15 protein-coding genes and 1 other RNA gene are annotated in these 21448 nt (G+C 29.5%); 5 read left to right on the top strand and 11 right to left on the bottom strand.

Annotated features, from left to right (window positions below):
- Nucleotides 1–266 precede the first annotated feature (266 nt).
- The gene (locus DIC82_12045) at nt 267–983 is read left to right on the top strand and encodes a spore coat protein (protein ID AWK51702.1); all 717 of its coding nucleotides are present in this window, start codon (nt 267–269) and stop codon (nt 981–983) included.
- A gap of 207 nt (nt 984–1190) precedes the next feature.
- Here the strand turns inward: DIC82_12045 and DIC82_12040 are convergent, their stop codons facing one another.
- From DIC82_12040 to DIC82_12005, 8 genes are all read right to left on the bottom strand, one after another.
- Nucleotides 1191–2804: an IS1182 family transposase gene (locus DIC82_12040; GenBank protein AWK51701.1), complete on the bottom strand. Its 1614-nt coding sequence runs from the start codon at nt 2802–2804 to the stop codon at nt 1191–1193.
- 128 nt (nt 2805–2932) lie between these two features.
- Nucleotides 2933–3928 carry a 2-dehydro-3-deoxygluconokinase gene (locus tag DIC82_12035; protein ID AWK51700.1) on the bottom strand — a complete coding sequence of 332 codons (996 nt, stop codon included), beginning with the start codon at nt 3926–3928 and terminating at the stop codon, nt 2933–2935.
- A 333-nt stretch (nt 3929–4261) separates the two neighbouring features.
- The gene (lolD, locus tag DIC82_12030) at nt 4262–4945 is read right to left on the bottom strand and encodes a lipoprotein-releasing system ATP-binding protein LolD (protein ID AWK51699.1); all 684 of its coding nucleotides are present in this window, start codon (nt 4943–4945) and stop codon (nt 4262–4264) included.
- Nucleotides 4938–6122, bottom strand: coding sequence for an ABC transporter permease (locus tag DIC82_12025; GenBank protein ID AWK51698.1), 1185 nt, complete (start codon nt 6120–6122; stop codon nt 4938–4940). Before DIC82_12025 ends, lolD begins: the two co-directional genes overlap by 8 nt.
- Nucleotides 6123–6151: 29 nt before the next feature.
- Nucleotides 6152–7489 carry a hypothetical protein gene (locus DIC82_12020; GenBank protein AWK51697.1) on the bottom strand — a complete coding sequence of 446 codons (1338 nt, stop codon included), beginning with the start codon at nt 7487–7489 and terminating at the stop codon, nt 6152–6154.
- Between the two features lie 416 nt (nt 7490–7905).
- On the bottom strand, nt 7906–8862 hold the full coding sequence (locus DIC82_12015) for a hydroxyacid dehydrogenase (GenBank protein AWK51696.1): 957 nt from the start codon (nt 8860–8862) through the stop codon (nt 7906–7908).
- A 294-nt stretch (nt 8863–9156) separates the two neighbouring features.
- Nucleotides 9157–10569, bottom strand: coding sequence for a DUF5050 domain-containing protein (locus DIC82_12010; GenBank protein AWK51695.1), 1413 nt, complete (start codon nt 10567–10569; stop codon nt 9157–9159).
- A gap of 13 nt (nt 10570–10582) precedes the next feature.
- Nucleotides 10583–11689: a cell wall hydrolase gene (locus tag DIC82_12005; protein ID AWK51694.1), complete on the bottom strand. Its 1107-nt coding sequence runs from the start codon at nt 11687–11689 to the stop codon at nt 10583–10585.
- A 285-nt stretch (nt 11690–11974) separates the two neighbouring features.
- Between DIC82_12005 and DIC82_12000 the strand changes: the two genes are divergently transcribed.
- Nucleotides 11975–13045, top strand: a complete 1071-nt coding sequence (locus tag DIC82_12000; GenBank protein AWK51693.1) for an acyl-CoA desaturase — start codon at nt 11975–11977, stop codon at nt 13043–13045.
- Nucleotides 13046–13217: 172 nt separating this feature from the next.
- Here the strand turns inward: DIC82_12000 and DIC82_11995 are convergent, their stop codons facing one another.
- The gene (locus DIC82_11995; protein AWK51692.1) at nt 13218–14075 is read right to left on the bottom strand and encodes an amino acid ABC transporter substrate-binding protein; all 858 of its coding nucleotides are present in this window, start codon (nt 14073–14075) and stop codon (nt 13218–13220) included.
- Nucleotides 14076–14576: 501 nt separating this feature from the next.
- On the opposite strand from DIC82_11995, the gene DIC82_11990 reads away from it, so the two are divergent.
- Nucleotides 14577–15263: a phosphohydrolase gene (locus DIC82_11990; protein ID AWK51691.1), complete on the top strand. Its 687-nt coding sequence runs from the start codon at nt 14577–14579 to the stop codon at nt 15261–15263.
- Between the two features lie 379 nt (nt 15264–15642).
- Here the strand turns inward: DIC82_11990 and DIC82_11985 are convergent, their stop codons facing one another.
- Complete coding sequence (locus DIC82_11985; protein AWK51690.1) at nt 15643–16905, bottom strand: FAD-dependent oxidoreductase; 1263 nt, start codon at nt 16903–16905, stop codon at nt 15643–15645.
- A 401-nt stretch (nt 16906–17306) separates the two neighbouring features.
- Nucleotides 17307–18752 (bottom strand): RNA helicase, encoded by a 1446-nt coding sequence (locus DIC82_11980; GenBank protein ID AWK51689.1) that lies wholly within the window; start codon nt 18750–18752, stop codon nt 17307–17309.
- Between the two features lie 595 nt (nt 18753–19347).
- Between DIC82_11980 and ssrS the strand changes: the two genes are divergently transcribed.
- Together ssrS and DIC82_11970 are read left to right on the top strand one after the other, a co-directional pair.
- A non-coding RNA gene (ssrS, locus tag DIC82_11975) (6S RNA) lies at nt 19348–19539 on the top strand.
- A 239-nt stretch (nt 19540–19778) separates the two neighbouring features.
- Nucleotides 19779–21401: an MFS transporter gene (locus DIC82_11970; protein ID AWK51688.1), complete on the top strand. Its 1623-nt coding sequence runs from the start codon at nt 19779–19781 to the stop codon at nt 21399–21401.
- Nucleotides 21402–21448: the final 47 nt, after the last annotated feature.

Raw genomic sequence — 21448 nt, 5'->3', positions numbered from 1 at the left:
ATCTTTTTTTAATTCTATTTATATCCATAATTATTACATCCTTGTCTATTTAGTTTTGAGTTCTTCAAAAGTTTCGTGTATTCTTATTTTAACAAAGTCCTTTAAGTGTCTGAAAAAGGATTCTTGGATTTTTTTAACTCCCATAAGATTTTGGCGAATAAATTGTTCATCTTGTTATTAACCATGGCTAAGACTAAAACTTGTAGCAGATCATCACTTAGTTCATAAACTATTTATGTGAAATACTATGATGTAATGGAGCGGTTATGTATAATAGTTATTTTAGGGATAATATGACAAACCAAAGTATTGTTTCTTTCGTACGAGGAGATGTAAATGGTGATGGAATACCTGATAATGTGTATTTAACAGGTATAAAAACATCAGATAGCCCATTTACTCAAAACATTACCCTTATAATACAGGATGGAAGAACAGGCAGATTTATAAGCATTCCTCTGAGTGATAATTTAGGATATAACCCAAAGCTCTTTTTAGGAGAATTTACTGGAGATGGTATCGATGATATCTTCATAAGTATTAATTCAGGTGGAAGCGGTGCAATAATGTATCACTACATTTACTCCTTTAAAAATAATACACCACAATTGCTGTTCGATTTTAATTCATATAACGAAGAATACAACTATGAGGTTACTTATAAGGATAACTACAAGGTTGAGGTTATCAGTAAAAAAAATTATAAAAACTACATTATAGATATATCCACTAGTAGAGATGACGAGTATCTACATGAAATATATTACGAGAACGGTAAGCTGAAAAGTCCCATTAGCGGATTTGTAAATCCTTTGAGTGGCTTATATCCAGTAGATTTTGATTCAAATAATGTATATGAGCTGCTTGCCTATCAAAAGATAGCAGGAATATATAACGCAGATTCTTTAGGGTATGTTTTAAATACCTTAAAGTGGAAAGATAATATGTTTATTTTAGATAATCAGTATGTAGCAATTTTTTAAATATTATGTTTGGGGTGCTTCTGAAGTCAGAATTGCTGAGGTTGCTAAAAAAGGGCGTGTCGCAAAATGATTAATTTTTAATCAGAAGCGACACTTCTTTTCGTTTTAAATTAAAAAATCTCTTAATAATTAAAATTGAATAATAATTATTGAGAGATTTTTATGTTTTAAGCGCACTTTAATAAGCCTACTTAAATTATTCCATAATTAGGCAGATTGTTTTAATTCATGAAGATGTTTTTGAGTTCTTCCGTTTTGGATTTTTGAATGCAATTTGTTAATGTTATAACCAAAACAAAGCAAAATAAATTCAGTTTTTACACTATTTTTTCCACGTGTTAAAAATCTATTGAATTCATAGTCACTTTTTAGAACTCCAAATGCTCCTTCGACCTGAATAGATCTGTTCATTCTTAATTTAGCTCCAATTTCAGTTGTAATATTTCTATAAGATATTTCACGCTTTTCTACAAAAGTTTTCGAAACCTGCATCTTTCTATTTCCTTTTGCTTTTGTACATTTTTCTTTATGAACACAATTATCACAGCTTTCACACTCATAAACAGTAACTTCTGATTTGTATCCACTGGCGGATTTTCTATGAATAATAGAGGTCGGAATCAACTTTCTACCATTATTGCAAACATAAAAATCTGATTCAGCATCATATTGCATATTTTCTCGCTTACTTATATCATTTTTGAAACTTCTTTTTTTCCACTTTTCATAAGTTTGCGGCTTTATGTATGGGGTCTGATTATTGTATTCTAAAAATAAATAATTTTCTTCGCTTTCATAACCCGAATCTGCAATCACATTAAGATATTTACGACCAATTTTTTCTTGCATATTATTAAGCATAGGTATTAGTGTTGCTATGTCATTTCTATCATCAAATATTCCGACACCGGTCACGTATTCGCTTTCAACTGCAATTTGTACATTATATGCTGGCTTTAATTGACCATTTCTCATATGATCATCTTTCATATGCATGAAAGTTGCGTCTGGATCAGTTTTAGAATAACTATTTCTATTTGAGAATATGGTTTTACTGAAATTATATTTTTCTTGTCTCTCTTTATATTCAAATAGTTGCTCTATCCATTTCTGAATTGTAGTTTTTCTCTTACCAATTCCATGAACAAATTCTATGTTTCTCTTCTCTTTTTCATATAAAAGCCATTCGAGAATTTTATCGAGATCATTTATCAATGTTTCTTTTTGAATACTAAATTCTTTCAATTCTTCAAGATTGACATTTTCAACAAGAGTAAGAATTTTATTAAACATTTTCTCTTCATTTTTGTAAATGGCTTTCTTCCAAACAAAAGTATATCGATTGGCATTCGCCTCGATTTTAGTACCATCAATAAATACATTTTCAAATAATACTTCATTTTGATCAGCTAAATAATTAACTTGCTGATAAAATAATTCTTCAATTACTTCATTTGAAAGATAATCTTTTCGAAATCTACTAATTGTAGCATGATCAGGGGCTTTGCATCCTTGAAGCAGCCATCTAAAATTTATATCTCTTTTACATGCTTTTTCTATTTTTCTACTTGAATAAACATTTTGAGAATACGCATACGATATTATTTTGAACATGATTTTGGGTTCCACTGCCGGTTTTCTTCCAACGGAAGAGTACGCCTTATACAACTTTCTGTAATCTAATCCCTCCAATACGTGGCTTAGCAAGCGAACAGAATCATCTTCTGGTATTAAATTTTCCAAATTTAATGGTAATATAAGTTGAAAATTATCATTAAATTCATTATAATCTTTAGTGTATGATTTCTTTATTTTGTACATAACTTAATTATACAATAAATGTGATTTCTTCGGAATTCACATTTTTTTATTTCTTAAAAAAAATGAGCTGCTACAAAACTAACTATGTTAGTTTTGCAACAGCCCCTTTTATTATGTTTATTTTTATATTATCTTTTTTCTTTACCTGTAGCATCACCATACATAAGGCTTTCAACTTCAGCTACTGTTGAAAGATTAGCATCGCCCATCATACTGTATTTTAAGCATGAGCCTGCTGTTGCAAATTCTATAATATCTTGAGTTGAATATCCTGATGTTATTGCATATATAAGTGATGCTGCAAAAGCGTCTCCTCCACCTATATTATCTATAACATGTATATCATACTTTTTAGCATTATAAAAATCTTTTGCATCGTAAAGTACTGCTGTCCAGTCTACATCTTCTGCTGTAAATCTGTTTCTTAATATTATTGTAGCATACTTAAGTCCGAACTTTTCTACAAACTTTTTAAGTATTTCATTGCAGTCAGCTGTTGGATCTTCTTCTTCACCTATTGCCATTTGTGCTTCTTCAATACTTCCAAGGGCCACATCACAATATTGTAAAAGCTCTCTTATTGACTTACTGAATGTATCTTTATCCCATAAAGTTTCTCTGTAATTTAAATCTACACTTACTGTTAATCCTTTTTCTTTAGCTGCCTTTACTGCATCTAATGTGATTTTTGCACATTCTTCTGAAAGTGCTGGACTTATTCCTGAAAAATGGAACCATTCTGCTCCTTCAAATATTTTATTCCAATCAAAATCTTCTCTTTTAGCTTTTGCCATTGCAGAATCTTTTCTGTCAAAAACAAACTTAGTTGGTCTTTGAGATTCTCCATATTCGCTAAAATAAATACCTATTCTTTCTCCGCCTCTTGCTATATCCTTTGTGTCTACGCCATATTTTCTTAATTCATTTATTGCACATTGTGCTATGTCGTTCTTTGGAAGTTTAGTTATATAACTTGTTTCCTTTCCAAAGTTAGCAAGTGAAACTGATACATTTGCTTCGCTTCCACCATAAAATGCATTGAATTGCTTAGATTGAGAGAATCTGTCATAACCTACTGGCGAAAGTCTAAGCATTATTTCTCCGAATGTTACTATTTTTCCCATGTTTTTTCACCTCTTATAATAATTTTAGCTAATATTATGTATTTATAAAGAATACCTTTATTGCATTTATAAAGAATATCTTTATTTTATGTAACATTTTGTCAAAAAACATTATGTCACAAATGGATTATATACTAAATTGTTACAAAATTCAAAGTATGTTTAAGCTTATTTCAGTTAATTAATATCAAACTTCTGCTTCTCATTGCTTTTAAAGTCATATTCCTTTCCTTCTTTATCAGATTTCAATGCCTTTATCAACAGAGCTTGTCAGTCATAGAATTTAAGTTATGCATTTATTTTTTTATAAAAAATTCAGTCTATTTATTTGTTTTATATATCTGAAATTATTCTTCCATCAGCTAATTCTATTACTCTATCAGTTCTTTCTGCAATTCTTTTATCATGAGTGATAATTACAAATGTAGTTTTAAATTTTTCATTTATGTTTCTCATTATTGAATATACGTTTTCCGTACTTTGTGAATCTAAATTTCCTGTAGGCTCATCTGCTAAAATTATTTTAGGATTATTAATTAAAGCTCTTGCAATAGCAGCTCTTTGTTGCTGTCCTCCAGACATATTATTAGCTAAATTATTTTTAACTTTAGATAACCCAACCATTTCAATTAACTCCAAAGCTCTTTCCTTGATTTCTTTTGGTGGATTTACATTCTTTATCATAGAAGGAATAAGTACATTTTCTAGAGCTGTAAAATCTGGCAAAAGATAATGAAATTGAAATATAAAACCTATTTTTTGATTTCTGGTCTCAGCTAATTCATCACTACTCATTAAATCTGTTCTCTGACCATCAATATATACTTCCCCAGTTGTAGGTCTATCTAAAGTTCCCATTATATTTAAAATAGTACTTTTACCGCAGCCTGATTCTCCTATAATAGAATTAAATGATTTTTCTTTAAAAGAAAGATTAATATCAAATAGAACTTGAGTTTCCATAGCTTTTCCATAATTTTTATTTATATTTTTCAATTCAATTATATTTTTATCCATTTTTTATCACCTCAATAGGATCTAATTTAGCAGATTTTTTTGCTGGTATTAATGCTGCAATAGATGAAGAACCTACTGCTAAAACACCAGATAAAATTAAAAACTTGTAACTGATATATAAATTTACTATTGGTGTTCCATCTTCATTTAAAGCAAATTTAGTGAACATTACTGTAAGTCCAACACCAAAACTTAATCCTAAAATTGCTCCTAAAAAGCCTAATATAACTCCTTGAAATAAAAATATACGGCTTGCAGGCCCATTTTTTATGCCCATGGCCTTTAAAATCCCTATTTCTCTTGATTTTTGTATAACGCTGATTGCAAGTATAGATGAAATTGCAAGTATTACTGAAACAATAACAAAAAACTGTATCATATAACTAGAAGTGCTTTGTCCGCTTAATCCACTTAACAGTTGTTTATTTTGTCCTTTCCAATTCTCAACCTTAACTTCATCATTTCCTAAATTATATTCTACATTTTCACTTATAGAGTCAGCCTTAAATACATCATCCACGTTTATTTGCGCTTCCATAGAGGTAATTTTTTGTTCAAGACCAAATGTATTTTGAACTGTATTTAAATCTGTAATAATCCAAGATTTATTTATGCTGCTTACCCCTAAATCATAGAATCCGCTAATAATGAATTCTTCAACTCTTCCACTTGGTGTAGTAATTTTTATGCTTTCTCCCGGCTTCTTTTTTAAATCTTCATTTAATTCTCTTCCAATGAGAATTTTTTTTCTATATGAATCAATATCTCTTTGAAAAATCCAGTCCCCTTCATATATTCTATCCTTTATATTATATATTTTATTGCTCTCCTCAAGCTGAAAACCCCTCATAATAACTGGATAACTTTTACTTCCATCTTTTATAAAAGCTGAGGCATCTATAGCTGGCGAAACATTCTTAATTCTGTTATCACTTTCTTTGAATAAAAGTAATTTTTTCTCCCAATTCTCTATTGTTCTATCATCTTTAGTAGATGAAATCGTAATCTGAGGAGAATTATTTACAGTCTTATCAATAAGTCCTTTTTGTAAACCATCAATTAATGTTCCTATAAAAACTTGTACTGATACTCCAATTGCAATTCCTAAAACAATTAACAATGTTTGTACTTTATTGCTTAATAAAAATCTAATTGCTATTTTTAAAGGGAATCTCATAAATGCCCCACTTTCCATATGAATATTTTCTATTGATTGGCAGAAGTTTTATTAGAAGAACCCGCTGAAACCAAATCTCCTTCTATAAGAGATTCTGGAGGATTTAATACATACTTTTCTTCTTGTTCCAATCCTTCAATAATTTCCACATAATATTCACTTTCTATTCCAACATTTATATATTTTTTTGATACTTTATTATTAGAATTAATAACATACACATACTTTTGCTTTGTTTCCTTATCTTCTTTTATTCCATCAAATCCAACAACTATACAATCTTCCTTTTCTTTAAATATAAATTGAACATCAGCTTCATATCCACTCTTAATTTCTTCCTTTGGATCATCTATTACTACTGAAACTTTCACTTTATACTCTTGATTTCCACCATTTGAAGTTGTTTTTTCCTCTGCAATTTCTCCTATTTCTGTAACTGTACCACTATATGAATTACTAGAGCCTTTTATTTTTATATTTGCCTTTTGGCCCTTAACTGATTTTAATGCATCATATTGGTTTAATTCCGCAACCACCTTATACTTAGATACATCATCTATTACAATTTCATCACCAGCACTTGGAAATTGATTTTCTTTTGCATCTATTTTTACAACTTTACCATCTATATTTGCAACAATCTTGCTGTCATCTATCTTTTGTTGATAGTTTTCTATATTATTTTCAACTAAAGCAATTTGATTTTTTTGATTTGCTATTTTACTTTCACTACTGTTATTAGTATCATTAAATATAATTTCAGCATTTTTTAGAGACTCTTCTGCAATCTTAAGATAAGCATCAGCATCTTCTTTATTCTTCTTTGCATCATCAAATTCATTTTTAGATATAGCTTGACTATTAAATAAAGCTTCACTTTGATCATATTTTTTCTTTAAATCCTCATATTTTCTTCTTGCAATTTCTAAGTTATACTTTGCCTGAGAAAGAGAATTTTCTGCATCACTTTTTTCTGCTGCTATTCCAGTTTGAACCATTTGATTTAAAGTTAATTTGGCATTTTCTAGATTAATCTGTTCTTCTTTTAGCTTATTTTCATAATCAGAACTATCTAATACTAGTAACACATCTCCTTTTTTAACAAGTTGTCCTTCTTTCACATATACTTCCAATACCTTTTGAGAAGAATTTAATGCAATGTTATTCCTATAATTTGCTTCTATGTTTCCGACTGCTGTTGTAGTTTCCATAATCGTTTTCTTTACTGATTTTTCAATAGTTACTTCTTTTACTTTGTCTCTATTATTTTTTAAAGTATACGCTATTCCAATTCCACCAAGGAACACTATGCAAATAGAAATTGCTATCACTTTTTTATTCCATGATTTTACTTTTCCAAATATCATTTTTTCACCTTCTTTATTATAAGATAGTTATATATTTCACTCTAAGGCAATGCCTATCTCAAACTCCAATTTTATTAAATAATATGTAATTTAAATATTAAAACAGTCTCTATATTCTTATAAATCTTTCCTTATTACTATGCAAAATCAAATAATCTATATATTTAATTATACCATTAGTTTTAAGTAATTATATCTTAAAAATTTAATATAGTTCCAAATAGTTTTCTTCCTCTAACACTACTAATTACTCCTTTCCCCTAAAAGGAGTAACACAAAAAAGCACTGTACTAAATATATTAATTTAGTGCAATGCTTATATATGGAAAGTCTTGTTTCCCCTCGAGGTACTTTTAAAGTCCGAAGGGCTGATGTTGTTATCTATAATTTAAAGTTCCAACAAAATGCTTCTAATATTATTGGACAATATTAATAGGGCTTTCATTAATAAATGCTTCAACGTTTTCTGCCAAGAGATTTATAAGTCGTTGTCTTGATTCAAGGCATCTCCAGCCGATATGTGGAGTAAGAATAACATTCTTCATATTAAAAAGTGGGTTATTTAATTCTGGAGGTTCTTGTTCTTGAACATCAAGTGCTGCTCCTGCAATTTTTTTGTTTTTAAGGGCTTCAATTAAATCCATTTCATTTATAAGTGCACCCCTTGCAGTATTTATAATACAACCTTGTGGCTTCATAATTTCTAATTTAGATTTATTAATAAGATGCTTTGTATTAGGAGTCAAAGGACAATGCAAAGTAACAAAATCAGACTCCTTAAGAAGTTCTTCAAGACTGACAAATTTAATATTTGAATCTCCTAAATCCTTTGGTGTTCTACTATATACAATTATTTTCATCCCTAGTGCTTTAGCTACTTTCATTACCTGCTGACCAATAGCTCCAGCGCCAATAACTCCAATAGTTTTATTTTGTATTTCAAAATGAGGTACTTGAAGATACTTAGTAAAGTTATCATAATTTTTATTTTCAATCATCCTTTGCTGTTCTGATAATGATGAAGTTAAATTCAATATAAATGTAATAACTAACTGAGCTACTGCCTCACTACTATAACCGGGTACATTACATACAGATATATTTTTTTCTTTTGCCGCTTCAATATCAATGTTATTATAACCTGTACCAGCTTCACAGATTAATTTAACACAAGGGGGAAATTTTTCAATTAAATCTCTACCAATTGTCATTTCTTTTGTAATTACTATTTCTTGGTCTTTAACTCTTTCTAGAATTTCCTCATTATTGCTATGTTCGTATTTAGTAACCTTGCCCAACTTATCCAGCCATGAAAAATCTAGTTTGTTATCAAAATTTATTTTGCTTGAATTAAGAAATATAATATTATTCATTTTTTTCCCTCAGCTTTCCTTGTAATTTATTTTATTTATAGCTTTTCTATTATTAACTCTTTTAACAGGTAAAGTGTTTACTCTCATATTTACATTTTTATTCCTGCTTATGTAGATATTATACAATTTATGTAATATGATTTGCAAATTAAAAATTGGTGAAAAAATATATGAATTAGTAATCTTGGATAAATCCAAATGTAAATTATCCCGAAGGGCTAAACTTCCTAGAGCTCCTCATTTAATATTGGAATAAGAACATGAATGTGATTTTAAATTATACTTATATGCTATCTATTTCTTGTAAAACATGCCATTAAAAAATATTTTATCATTTATAATTGTTATATTAGTTCCATACTCATTGGTGATTTTTTTAGATCTTCCGCCACTAGCTGGAATTTTATAAAGATTTTCATTTTCTGAATAATTTACATAATACACATAATCTTTGCTTGCATTTATAAATGTAGCTTTGTTATTAGATAATTTTCTTTTCCCAGTCCCATCTCCATTTATTTTATATAACTTATTATTATCTGACTTATTACTATAGAATACAGTATCTTCCCATACAGTCATAAATAAAGTTTCATCATCACAAATTTTTATATTTTCACTGCCATCTAATTTCATTCTGTAGATTTTATATCCATCAGATATATTGGTATAATAAATCCACTCATTACTTACAGTCATATCTTCTGTGCCACTAGAATTAAGCTTTATTCTACAAGTACCATCTATGGATATCTTGTATATATTATTTAAATCAATTGAATGGGAGTTAGTTCTTTTAACATAATATATCCAATTTCCCTCTACAAACATATTACCTGTTGCCTCATTTGCTATACATGTGTCTTCTGTTCCATCTTTTTTAACTTTATTTATACTATGATGAAAAGGATCCTTCCAATTGCTATAATAAATCCAGTCATCTACAAGATTAAGATTCCATACTCTGTTTGGAATTACTTGTGTATTATAGCTTAAGTCACAAAAATCCTTCCTAGGCGGATCATTTTTCTTTATTTTATATAAATGATCAGGAGCTGCTCCATAAATATCTCCAACTCTGTTTATATAATATATATAATCGTCATCTTCTACAGCCATCCCATCATTTACAATATTACCTGGTGAATTAGAAAACTTTGAATTATCATTTTTAGGAGCATTAGAACTGTTATAACAGTTAAAATTAAAATTATATATTTTGTCATAAACACCATATGAGTTTTTCTCTATTCCTTTGGATGAAGATTTCTTTACAAAAATCATAACTTTATAATTACCTTCAGTTAGTTGTTTATTATATTCTATAATAAAATCATTGTATGCGGGTATGGCATTTGAATATCCATTAGTTAATTCTGTATATCCTTTATGATTATCCCTAGCTATAAACACTCTATACTGCACTGGATCATAGTTACCATAGTCCGAATAACCCCCGTCATACTTGGAAGTCATATTAATTTTAACTGTGTCACCACTTATAACTGGATAATGATCAACTCCTGCATATTCAATGTATGGATTCTGCTTTTCAACTGATAAGCCTGAAATAGTGCCGAAATCTGAATGCGCAAAATCTGTACTCGATGTATCATCAGCTTTTGCACTCATGTTAAATACTATAAGAAATAATGCTACAAGGATAGCAACTGAAAAAAATCTATTAATTGCCTTTATTGTTCTCATATATCTCAACCCCTCATTCATTTTTATAAGGCACATTAAAATATTTATTTACAGCTCTAAGGGATGCATCGGAAACCTTCTGACTGTTAATTCTATGCATCATCATCTTTGTGTCACCATCATCAGTCTGAACAGTAGTTTCCATTAGCACTGCTGGGCACCATGCTGATGATAAAACTGCAAGATTTGGTCTATCCTGAAGTGGATATGTATTAGTTTTTACAGTACTAGATACTTCCCTCATAAGTATCGTAGCAAATTCTCTTCCTGGTTTTGGTGCAGTTGAATTATATAATACCGTAGTTCCTCTAAATATATAGACACATTGCATGCTAACATCTAGTGGAAGTGAATTATTATGAACACTGAAAAATAAATCTGCATTTAAAAGATTTGCCGGATCTGTTCTCTCCAATAATCCTAGATTACTATTATCAACCCTGGTTATATATACACGATATCCTGCTTTTTCAAGATTTTCTTTTATTCTTTTAGATATATCAAAATTCAACTGCTCTTCATAAGTAAAATTAGCTATTGTTCCAAGCTCTGAGCCCCCATGACCAGGATCAATAATTACTATTTTAGACTTATCTTTAACTTTTTCTTCAAAAATAACATCTATAAAAGTTGTAAATTCATATTTATCATCTCCTATGGATGAATATCTTCTTTTTACTGGACTTACTTTAATATCTATTTTTCCTGAAGTCTCAATATCAACTTTTACTTTATTATTATCAAGATTCTCTAACTTTATGTCCTTTATATACTTATTGTCATTTAAAATTGAACTAAAGTTATCAGCTGAACCAGTAACATTAACTTGTGAAATAGTTATTTCAACCTTATTACCATTAATTGATTCAGAGTATTTAGGCTCTACTGTATACTTTCTAATATCCCCCGCATCAGACTCTGCACATGAACATGAAATTGGAATTCCTAGAGCTCCTTTATGCTTAACTTGATAATATTTAAAAGCAGTTTGCTTCAGCTCATAAACCTTATTATTATCAGCTTCACTTGTAGCAGCAGTTTCTGCATTACAATAAGAAGCAGGTGCTATGAAAATACAGACTAGTAACAGCCAAAAGACCATACATTTAAATTTTTTCATAAATACTTACCCTCACTACATTTTTTATATTTTATATGAATTTTTCCATTCTATCTTTTCATAAATTCCTTTATACTATTCATTTAATTATATATTGAACTTATAAGACATATCGTTGCATCTGATTAAAGTTACTATTTCCTACTAACAAATAATCATTGACAATTGATAATTATTATTGTTTACTTAAATTAGATACCTTGGAAAATATATTTTTAAAATCCAAGTATCTTAATTAGATAAATATTATTGATACTTTATGTATCATGAAAGGCGGTAAAATCAATGAAAGAACTTCATAATATAGGGTGGTATGCTAATAAAATATCCCCAAAACTACCCAAAAATGCATTTAAACCAGTACCTTCAAGATTGTTTGGAGGACTTGCATATACATTCATTATAATTGTTGGAATACTTACAATTAATCTATTTGAATTTAATAATCTCATAAATTTTTTAATATCTTTAGTTTTAGGTTTTAGTTTCGCATCTATAGGTCTTCTTGGGCATGAGATTTTACATGGTACTGTTGTAAAAACACATTGGCTAAAGAATTTCCTTGGAGGAATAGCTTTCTTACCATTAAGCATAGGCCCTACACTTTGGATTAGGTGGCACAATATGAGCCATCATGCTAATACTCAGCATGAAACAAATGATCCAGATGCTTGGATGAGCTTTAAGCAATTTAACAATAGAACTTTTATAAAATATATTTATAAGCTTCCTTTGTGGTTTCGTTCTCTTTTTAGTTTCATGGCATTAACTATTACTTTTACTTTTCATGGAACTCGTATGTTCTTTATCTATATTAAAGAATTTAAAAGACAAAAGAGTATAAAAATATGGATGCAATTTATGCTTCCCTGGATTATATGGATAGGTTTATTCTTCTTAGTTGAAACTGAAAAATGGATTTTTTCATATTTACTTCCATTCCTTATAGGTAACTTTATTGTAATGTGTTATATATCAACTAACCATAGATTAAACCCTCTTGTGCCTATAAATGATCCTTTAGTTAATAGTCTTTCAGTAACAGTTCCTAAATGGCTTGATGTACTCAATTTTAATTTTTCTTATCATGCAGAGCATCATCTGTTTCCAGGACTAAATCCAAAGTACTATCCAATAGTAAAGGAAGAAATATTAAAACTATGGCCAGACAGATATCATCAAATGCCACTTGGAAGTGCTTTGAAGCTTCTCTGGAAAACGCCTAGAATCTATTATAATGATGAGGAGCTAATAGATCCTAAAAACAAACGTATATATACTTCATTAGAAAACGGATTAATGCCTGATAATATTTCTTATCATATATTTATAGATAAAATTAAAGATAATAACTAATTATGAATGCTTAATTTCTCATATAGAATGATGCTTTGCAGAAAGGCTTCAGACTTTTTAAATAATATATACTTTAAAAAACTTATAAAAAAATAGCTTTAGAAAAATCGAGGCTACTGAAAAACAATAGTTTTTCAGTGGCCTCAGGAAAATCTAAGGCTATTTTTTGATTTTAAGCCATATTATCTTTATCTAATCCATTCTCTCTAAGAATAGCATACAATGTACCATCTGCCTTCATCTCGCTAATTTTCTCATTTAATGCATTTAATAATGTTGAATCATTTTTTCTCACTGCTATTCCTACACTTCCAGTTATTTCTGGAGTATAGCCTTTTAGTGTTCTTAAATTGAGATTCTTTTCATTTATTAAAGAATATTTTATGATAATAGAATCAACTAGGCCTGCATGAATCATATTGCTATTTATAGCATTCAGTAATTCAGGTGTATTTTCGAAAATTACTACATCTTTTATTAAATTATCCTTCTTCCATTGTTCTGCCAAATCCATATATACTGTGCCTTTTTCAACTCCAACCACTCCATTTTTTAAATCATCCTTAAAATTAATGTTTGAAAACATTGGGACCACAATAGAATCTGAAGCTTTATACAAAGGCTCAGTAAAACCTACTACCTTTTCACGTTCTGGAGTTATAAATATTCCTCCTGCTGAAATGTCTATACTATCATCAATATTTAATTTTTCTAATAGATTTGAAAATTGTACATTCTTACTTTCTATTTTATCAATTCCAAGCCGTTTTGCAATTTCAGTTATTATATCAGCTTCAATACCAGCAATCTTATTTGTATTATTATCAATATAGAAATATGCGATATCGCTTAATGGAGAAGCAACAGTTATTACTCCTTTTTCTTTTATTGTCTGCAATCTATCTTTTGCAATAGAGGCATTAGTTATTATAGTTTCACTATCCCCTCTTACAATAGTACATTCAAGTATTATTCCAAGAAAATTTACTGTAACAATAAATATAAATAATTTCTTTAGTATCTTTTTCATATAAATCTCCTATAAAATTTACTATTTTAATTTGCAAATTTCTATTATTTAATATGGTTTTGTTTTGCAGTAATATATTAACCAATATCATAAATTATAATCACTAGAAATGTTACCCTGATAATATGTACCTTATAAAACAAACTTATCAATTACAATTTCTCCATCTTCTTTCATATAAGCTTTTACTATAGAACCATGACAGTATCCTAAATCAATTTACATTCTATATCTTTTTTAAATGCAGATCTCTGTTTTCTATTTAAAGATTCAGTATTTACGATCATTATTACATGAGCTCTTTCCATTGACATAGCAACATATAATAACTTTTTTATTTCATCATCCTTTAGTTGATATATTTTAACCACGTGAAAAAACGCGTGGTTAATTTAGCATTTTTAATATTGTTTTTTTCCTTATCTAATAATATCTATATAATTAGCTTAAAATACAAATACTAAATATACAATACAAAATGCAGCAATGAAAGGAGAAAAAATGAATAATCATATTCAAAATCCTAATATCATCACCTATGAAGATGTAAGAAATAATAAAGAAATTCAAACATATATAAGTTCTGCAGATGAGATTTTAGGCATAGCAGGATATACTAAACATGATGTAGGGCATGTTTCAAAAGTTGCAGAAACTGCAGCTTATATTTTAGACGCACTTGGCTACGATGGAAGGAATTTAGAGCTTGCAAAAATAGCAGGCTTTATGCATGATATTGGCAATATGATTAATCGTCATGATCATGCACAAACTGGTGCTCTCCTTACCTTTAAAATATTAAAAGATATAGGTATGGATCCACAGGAAATATTTTTAGTTACAGCTGCAATTGGAAACCACGATGAAAGTACAGGTCAACCAGTTAATTTAATTTCATCAGCTTTAATATTAGCTGATAAGGTAGATGTAAGAAGAAGCCGTGTAAGAAATGACGATTTTTCTACTTTTGATATTCATGATAGGGTAAACTATGCAGTAGAAAAGAGTGATGTCTATGTAAATAGGGATGATAAATTAGTACAATTATCTTTGACTATTGACACTAAAATTTGCTCCTTAATGGAGTACTTTGAAATATTTTTAAATAGAATGATGCTGTGCAGAAAGGCTTCAGATTTCTTAAATACAAGATTTGAATTAGTGATGAATGGTACAAAGGTGTTATAGAGATGAATAACATAAACTTTTTCTACAAATAATAAAAAATAAAGAAGGTGGTGATATTAATGAGCGATTCAAAACATAACAGTGATGATAAAGGTAAGAGTAAAACTGCTCAAAAAAAGAATAGTAATAAAAATGATTACAAATAATATATACTTTAAAAAACTTATAGAAAAATAGCTTTAGAAAAATCGAGGCCACTGAAAAACAATAGTTTTTCAGTGGCCTCAGAAAAATCGAAAGCTATTTTTTGATTTTATTTTTATTGAAGCTTCCCCTGTACTTCCACCATATTTATTTGACACATAGTTAAACATCATAGAAATTCTAATGCACAAATTAGACTGAGGCTTTCTAAATTCAAGAAAACCTCAGCTTTAATTTAGGAAAAAATATTTGTAAGATTTAATTTTTCTACTCTTGCCTTTATTTTATCTTTATCTGTAGTATACAATCCTAAAGTCTTCATTCTCTCAAAGTATTCTGCACCCGAAAATGTGTATCTTTCACTCAGCTTCCCTTCTTTAACCTTATCATTTGCATATGCAATTATATCTCCTGTAACAAGCTTTCTTGGTAATTCTAACAAAGGTCTCTTTTTTAAATATTGTACTGCATTATATCCGGCTAAAGTTCCAGTCGTCATAGCTTCGGTATGTCCTACAAAAAATCCAGATTTTTCACCACCACAAAATAAATTCTCTATTCCATCTACATGCATTGAATTACTCCTAGGAGCTGCTGATAAATATCTAATTGAGTTTCCATTCCCCCCTGCCAAAGGATCTAAATATGCTACATCTTCTAAGCCTTTAATTTTTCTTAATTTATCTATTGGATAATGAGAAGTCATAAGCTTTATACGTCCAGTATCTAATAGTATAATATTTTCTCCAAATTCTAAGGTTGCATATTGCTGGCATACCTTTTGCTCTAATTTCTCTAAATGTATATCCTCCTTTGGCATTGGAATAACCACAACACCATTCTTTTCTAAAGCCTCAACTATATCCTTTGATAAAGACTCTTTGGAAAACTCACAAGAACCACTCATTGCACCTTTCATGCCATTTGCTCTTTCTCCCATCAAGTCATTTACACCTGCTTTTTCACTTATACTTACTCTCCCACCAAAGCTAGGACATCTTAATGTACACATCACACATCCATTGCCATACTTTACGCAGTTACCCATTGCCCCTGTAGATCCTGTAGTTTCTATGAATACGTCCCCTGTTATAATCTCTTTATTAGATAATATGACTGATTTTATTTTATTTTTTTCCATTTCTACATCTATAATTCTGCTCTTAAAAAAGATCTTTACCCCAGAGCTTTGCAAATGTCTTCTAACAATTGGTTCAGCTCTTCCTATATCACATAACCAAGCATGTTTATGTTCTGGAAAATCTATATTCTTGTGAATAGATATAGAATCCATAATTTCAATAAAATCGCCAGCACCAAGATTTATTAATTCTTCTGCTGCAGTAAATCTTCCGTTATTTCTCATTATGCCACCAACATTTCCTACTCCAAGTAATAAATCCGTCCTTTCATATAGTTCAACTTCGGCTCCCAGTTTTACTGCTTCCAATGCGGCAGAACATCCTGCCCATCCTCCACCTATAATTATTACTTTCATTAATATACTCCTTTAATTATAGTTAGGCATATGAAAGAAAATAACAAGTCCAAAATGCGACGTATATTTTGAGTCAGACGAGGAAGTATGTTTACCTCATAGCGAGCTATTAGGTGGACATACTGACGAAGTATGACACAAAATAGGCTAGCATATTGACTTGTTATTTTTTTGATTATGCCTTATCTTTGCTCTATATACTATTCAATTACTTTTCTAAGTTGACTGTTCTTATAATCATTGATTTTTGACGGTCATTGGTACATGGATAGGAAAAGACAGTAAATTTATTTTTTATAAATTTGCTGTCTAAAATATTTATTAATATAATTAAACTATATGCTTCTTACTTTATTTTTGATACTAGCGGCATAGAAGAAACTATAATCAGTTTCTTCTTGTTATATATCAACTTTACTTACAGTACGAAGTCTGCCTTTGATAGGTGTTTTTTGTAACTGCCTAAATACCAACTCACCTTTATTGTTTAATATTTCTACAAAGGTAGATATATCAACTATATTGATAATTCCTATATCGTCCTTTGTCATGCCTTCAATATTGCAAAGTGTGCCTACAATATCTACTGCCCTCATCTTTGTTTTCTTACCTGCATTAATATGTAATTTCATAATCTCTTTACTTAGTTCAGAGCCTTTTGCTTCTTTAATTTCAGGCTTTGTGTTCATTTTCAAAGCAAATTCTTCTTTAAGATTATTTACAGTTTCGGTTGAAGGTCTTTCCTTCAAAAGAATCTCTTTACCGATATATTCATGTATATCATTCAAAAACTTACTTTCATTTTGTGTTACAAAAGTAATTGATCTACCCATCTTGCCTGCGCGTCCAGTTCTTCCTATTCTATGAACATAGCTTTCCTTTTCTTCTGGTATATCATAATTAATTACATGGGTGATATTATCAATATCTATCCCTCTAGCTGCAACATCTGTAGCTATTAGATATCTAAAATAACCCAGCTTAAAATTATTCATTACTCTTAATCTATCACTTTGTTCCATTCCACCATGTATTTTTCTACAATTATACTGGAGTTTTGAAAGCTTAGTATAAACTTCATCTACCTTTTGTTTTGTATTGCAGAATATCATACAGCTATCTGGATTTTCTAATATAGTTATATCTCTTAAAAGTTCTATTTTATCCAATTCATTTACGTTATATCTTTCTTGGCATATATTATCTGCAGCTTTATTTTGCTCCTCTATTTCAATATGTATAGGATCTTTCATATATTTGTTGCATAAAGTCTCTATGTCTTTTGGCATTGTGGCTGACAATAACATGGTAACACGTTCTTTTGATAAGTTTGTTATTATTGTTTCTATCTGCTCTACAAATCCCATATTAAGCATTTCATCAGCTTCATCTATTATAAGATACTTTATCTTTGATAAATCAAATGTACCTTTTTCTATATGATCTATAATACGACCAGGTGTACCAACTACTATATGTGTTTTTTGTTTAAGTTCCTTTTCTTGATCATAGAAAGGAGACTTTCCATAAATTGCAGCTACTTTAAGTCTTTTAAATCTACCTATATTAAAAATATCTTCTTTGACTTGGATAGCAAGTTCTCTTGTTGGTGTAAGCACTAATGCTTGAGGTTTATTTTCTTCCCAATCCATTAATTGGCAAATAGGAATAGCATATGCTGCAGTCTTCCCACTTCCAGTTTTAGACTTTACTACTATATCCTTTTCTTCTAACGCAATCGGTATAACCTGTTCTTGGACTTTTGTTAACTCATTGAAATTTAACATACTAATTGCTTTTAATAATTCACTACTTAACTTATAATCATTAAAATCTGCTTTTATCATTTGATCATCTCTTTTCTTATATTTTTTATTATTATTGTTACAAATATACTTTTTTATCCCATAGCTAGCATCTATAACACTCCCACTTCTTCAAGTGGGAGATAACGGCTGCACGCTCCTGGATAAGTTCAACTAAGATTCAGATGGGGATCAAACCCCACCTGAATCAAGTTTCACTTGATCCCATAGCTAGCATACATAAAACTCCAACTGAAAAGTTTCACTTTATGTTTCGCACACAAGGGTTCTATATTTCTCCATCTGTTGTCACATATATTTTCTCTTTATCATTACATTCCATATACCAATATGCATACTAACCTTTTTATTATATCATACCCATGTATTTCAACTGTTCCTTCAATTATAACTACCCTATAAAAGCGTAATTATCTTTAATATTTATTAATATAATTTAACAATTAAATGCAAAATAATTTAAAGCAAGAAAGGAATTAAATTCATTTTCTATAAATTTAATTCCTAAAATAAAAAGATAATATATATGATCCATAATAGATTTAAATTACCATAGATATATAGCTTGTAAATCAACTTTACGTATGTTATTATAAGCTCATAAACAAGAGAATTATAATTTCTGAGATATTCGTTAAGCTCTTATTTTGAACCTACATTTAAATTTCGGGAGTTCAATATTTAGATATGGAAATGTACTTTCATGTGAGTCCTTTTATGGCATTGAAGGCGATTGAAACATCTGTGAGGACACCCACCTATCGATAGATAGGGGTCAAAATTAGAGTACCGATATTTTGGATATTATACTTAGAAATTTCAAGCCAATGCTTAGTATTATTAAGCATTGGCTTTTAAATTTATGTTTTTTAATAATACCTTTTTATCCTTTCTAAGTATGAATAAATTTGATGAACTTATATGAATAATAATCATATAAAACTAAGTTTTAGTGCAAAATAATAAATATCTTATTGGGTAATTTATATTTATAAACAAAAAAATCTTTAGATGATTGCAGAATTGAATATTTAAGGAGGAAAATTTATGGCTAATAAAAATAGAACTTTAGTTCTTATACTTTTTATGTTAGGAATTTTTATGGGAGCTATTGATACAGGTATTGTTTCACCCGCTAGAACACTGATTCAAAACAGTTTTCAAATTAATCAAAGTCTCGGAACCTGGATGATAACTTTGTATACTTTAGTATACGCAATATCCATGCCTATAGTAAGCAAATTAGGTGATAAATATGGTTACAAAAAAGCTTATGTATTTGGTATTACCACTTTTGGAATTGGTTCATTATTATGCGGTATTTCTAATTTTTATGGTACTTTCAGTTTTTTCCTAGTTGCTCGTGCTATTCAGGCAATTGGTGCAGGTGGAATAATGCCTATCGCCAATGCTGTAATCGGCAATAGCTTTCCAGAAGAAAAAAGAGGTACTGCTTTAGGATTAGTTGGTATGATTTATGGAGTTGGCAATATACTAGGACCTACTTTGGGAAGTAGTATCATTAGTATCTTTGGATCTAGCCGCTGGGGATGGATATTCTTTATTAATGTACCAATAAGCTTAGTTATATTATTATTAAGCATTAAATTAGAAAATTCAAAAGCTACTGTTGAAAAGCCTATGGATTTTTTAGGGGCAATTATACTGGGTGGAGTTATAGCAAGTCTTATGTATGGTTTAACAAATCTTGATTTCTTTGATTTTATAAACAGTATTAAGACAACTAGTGTTTATCCTTATCTAATTATATTTGTAATACTTACACCAGTACTAATTTTTGTAGAAAACAAGGCTGAAGACCCTGTGCTGAATATAAAATATTTTAAAGACTATCAAATGTTAATTATTTTAATTCTAGCATTCATAATAGGCTGCGGTATGATGGGAATGATATTTATTCCTCAATTTTCAGAAAACGTACTTAAGTTAAAGGCTGGAACTGGCGGATATCTTATAACACTACTAGCACTTTTCTCCGGTGTAGCAGCACCTATCAGTGGTAAACTTATTGATAAAAATGGAGCTCGTTTTGTTTTAGCTTTAGGTTTTGCTTTTACTGTAATTGGAACCTTATTCCTTGGATTTATTACTACTAAACTTCTTACATTTACAAGTGTATTTGTTGGTCTGGCATTAATGGGGCTTGGAGTTGGTTTCACTATGGGAGCACCATTAAATTATTTAGTATTAGAAACAGTTCCAAAGGAAGAAAGTGCTTCTGGTCTTGCTACCATGTCACTTATTCGTTCATTAGGTCTTGCTATATCTCCTGGTATAATGATTGGCTTTATTGTGGATTCATCCAAAAATTTACAACCAAAACTAATGGAAGTCCTTCAAAGCAGTTTTGGCTCCTCCATGAAAAATATGCAAATGAACGCTTCTGGTAGTAACAGTGAGGCTTTTAAATCATTGCAAAATGCAGATGTTACAACTATTGTAGATTTACTAAAAAAAGCATTTGAAAGTGTTTTACCCCCAAACATACAACCTATGGTTATTCAAGCAATTGATTCAGTTAGTGATAAAATTATAGACACCTTCCAAACTGTAATAAATACTGGATATAAACATATGTTTATGGCTGCCGCTATTATTTCAGCAGTAGGCTTTATAGCTAATTTATTTCTAAGAAATAATACAAAATGAATTGAATAAAGGTGACAGTCACATTTGCATTATTTGCCGTAGTGACT

The sequence above is a fragment of the Clostridium beijerinckii genome, from assembly GCA_003129525.1.
Lineage (GTDB): Bacteria > Bacillota > Clostridia > Clostridiales > Clostridiaceae > Clostridium > Clostridium beijerinckii_D.
The sequence above is the reverse complement of the archived record's forward strand: the minus strand, read 5'-3'. Positions and strand labels throughout refer to the sequence as shown.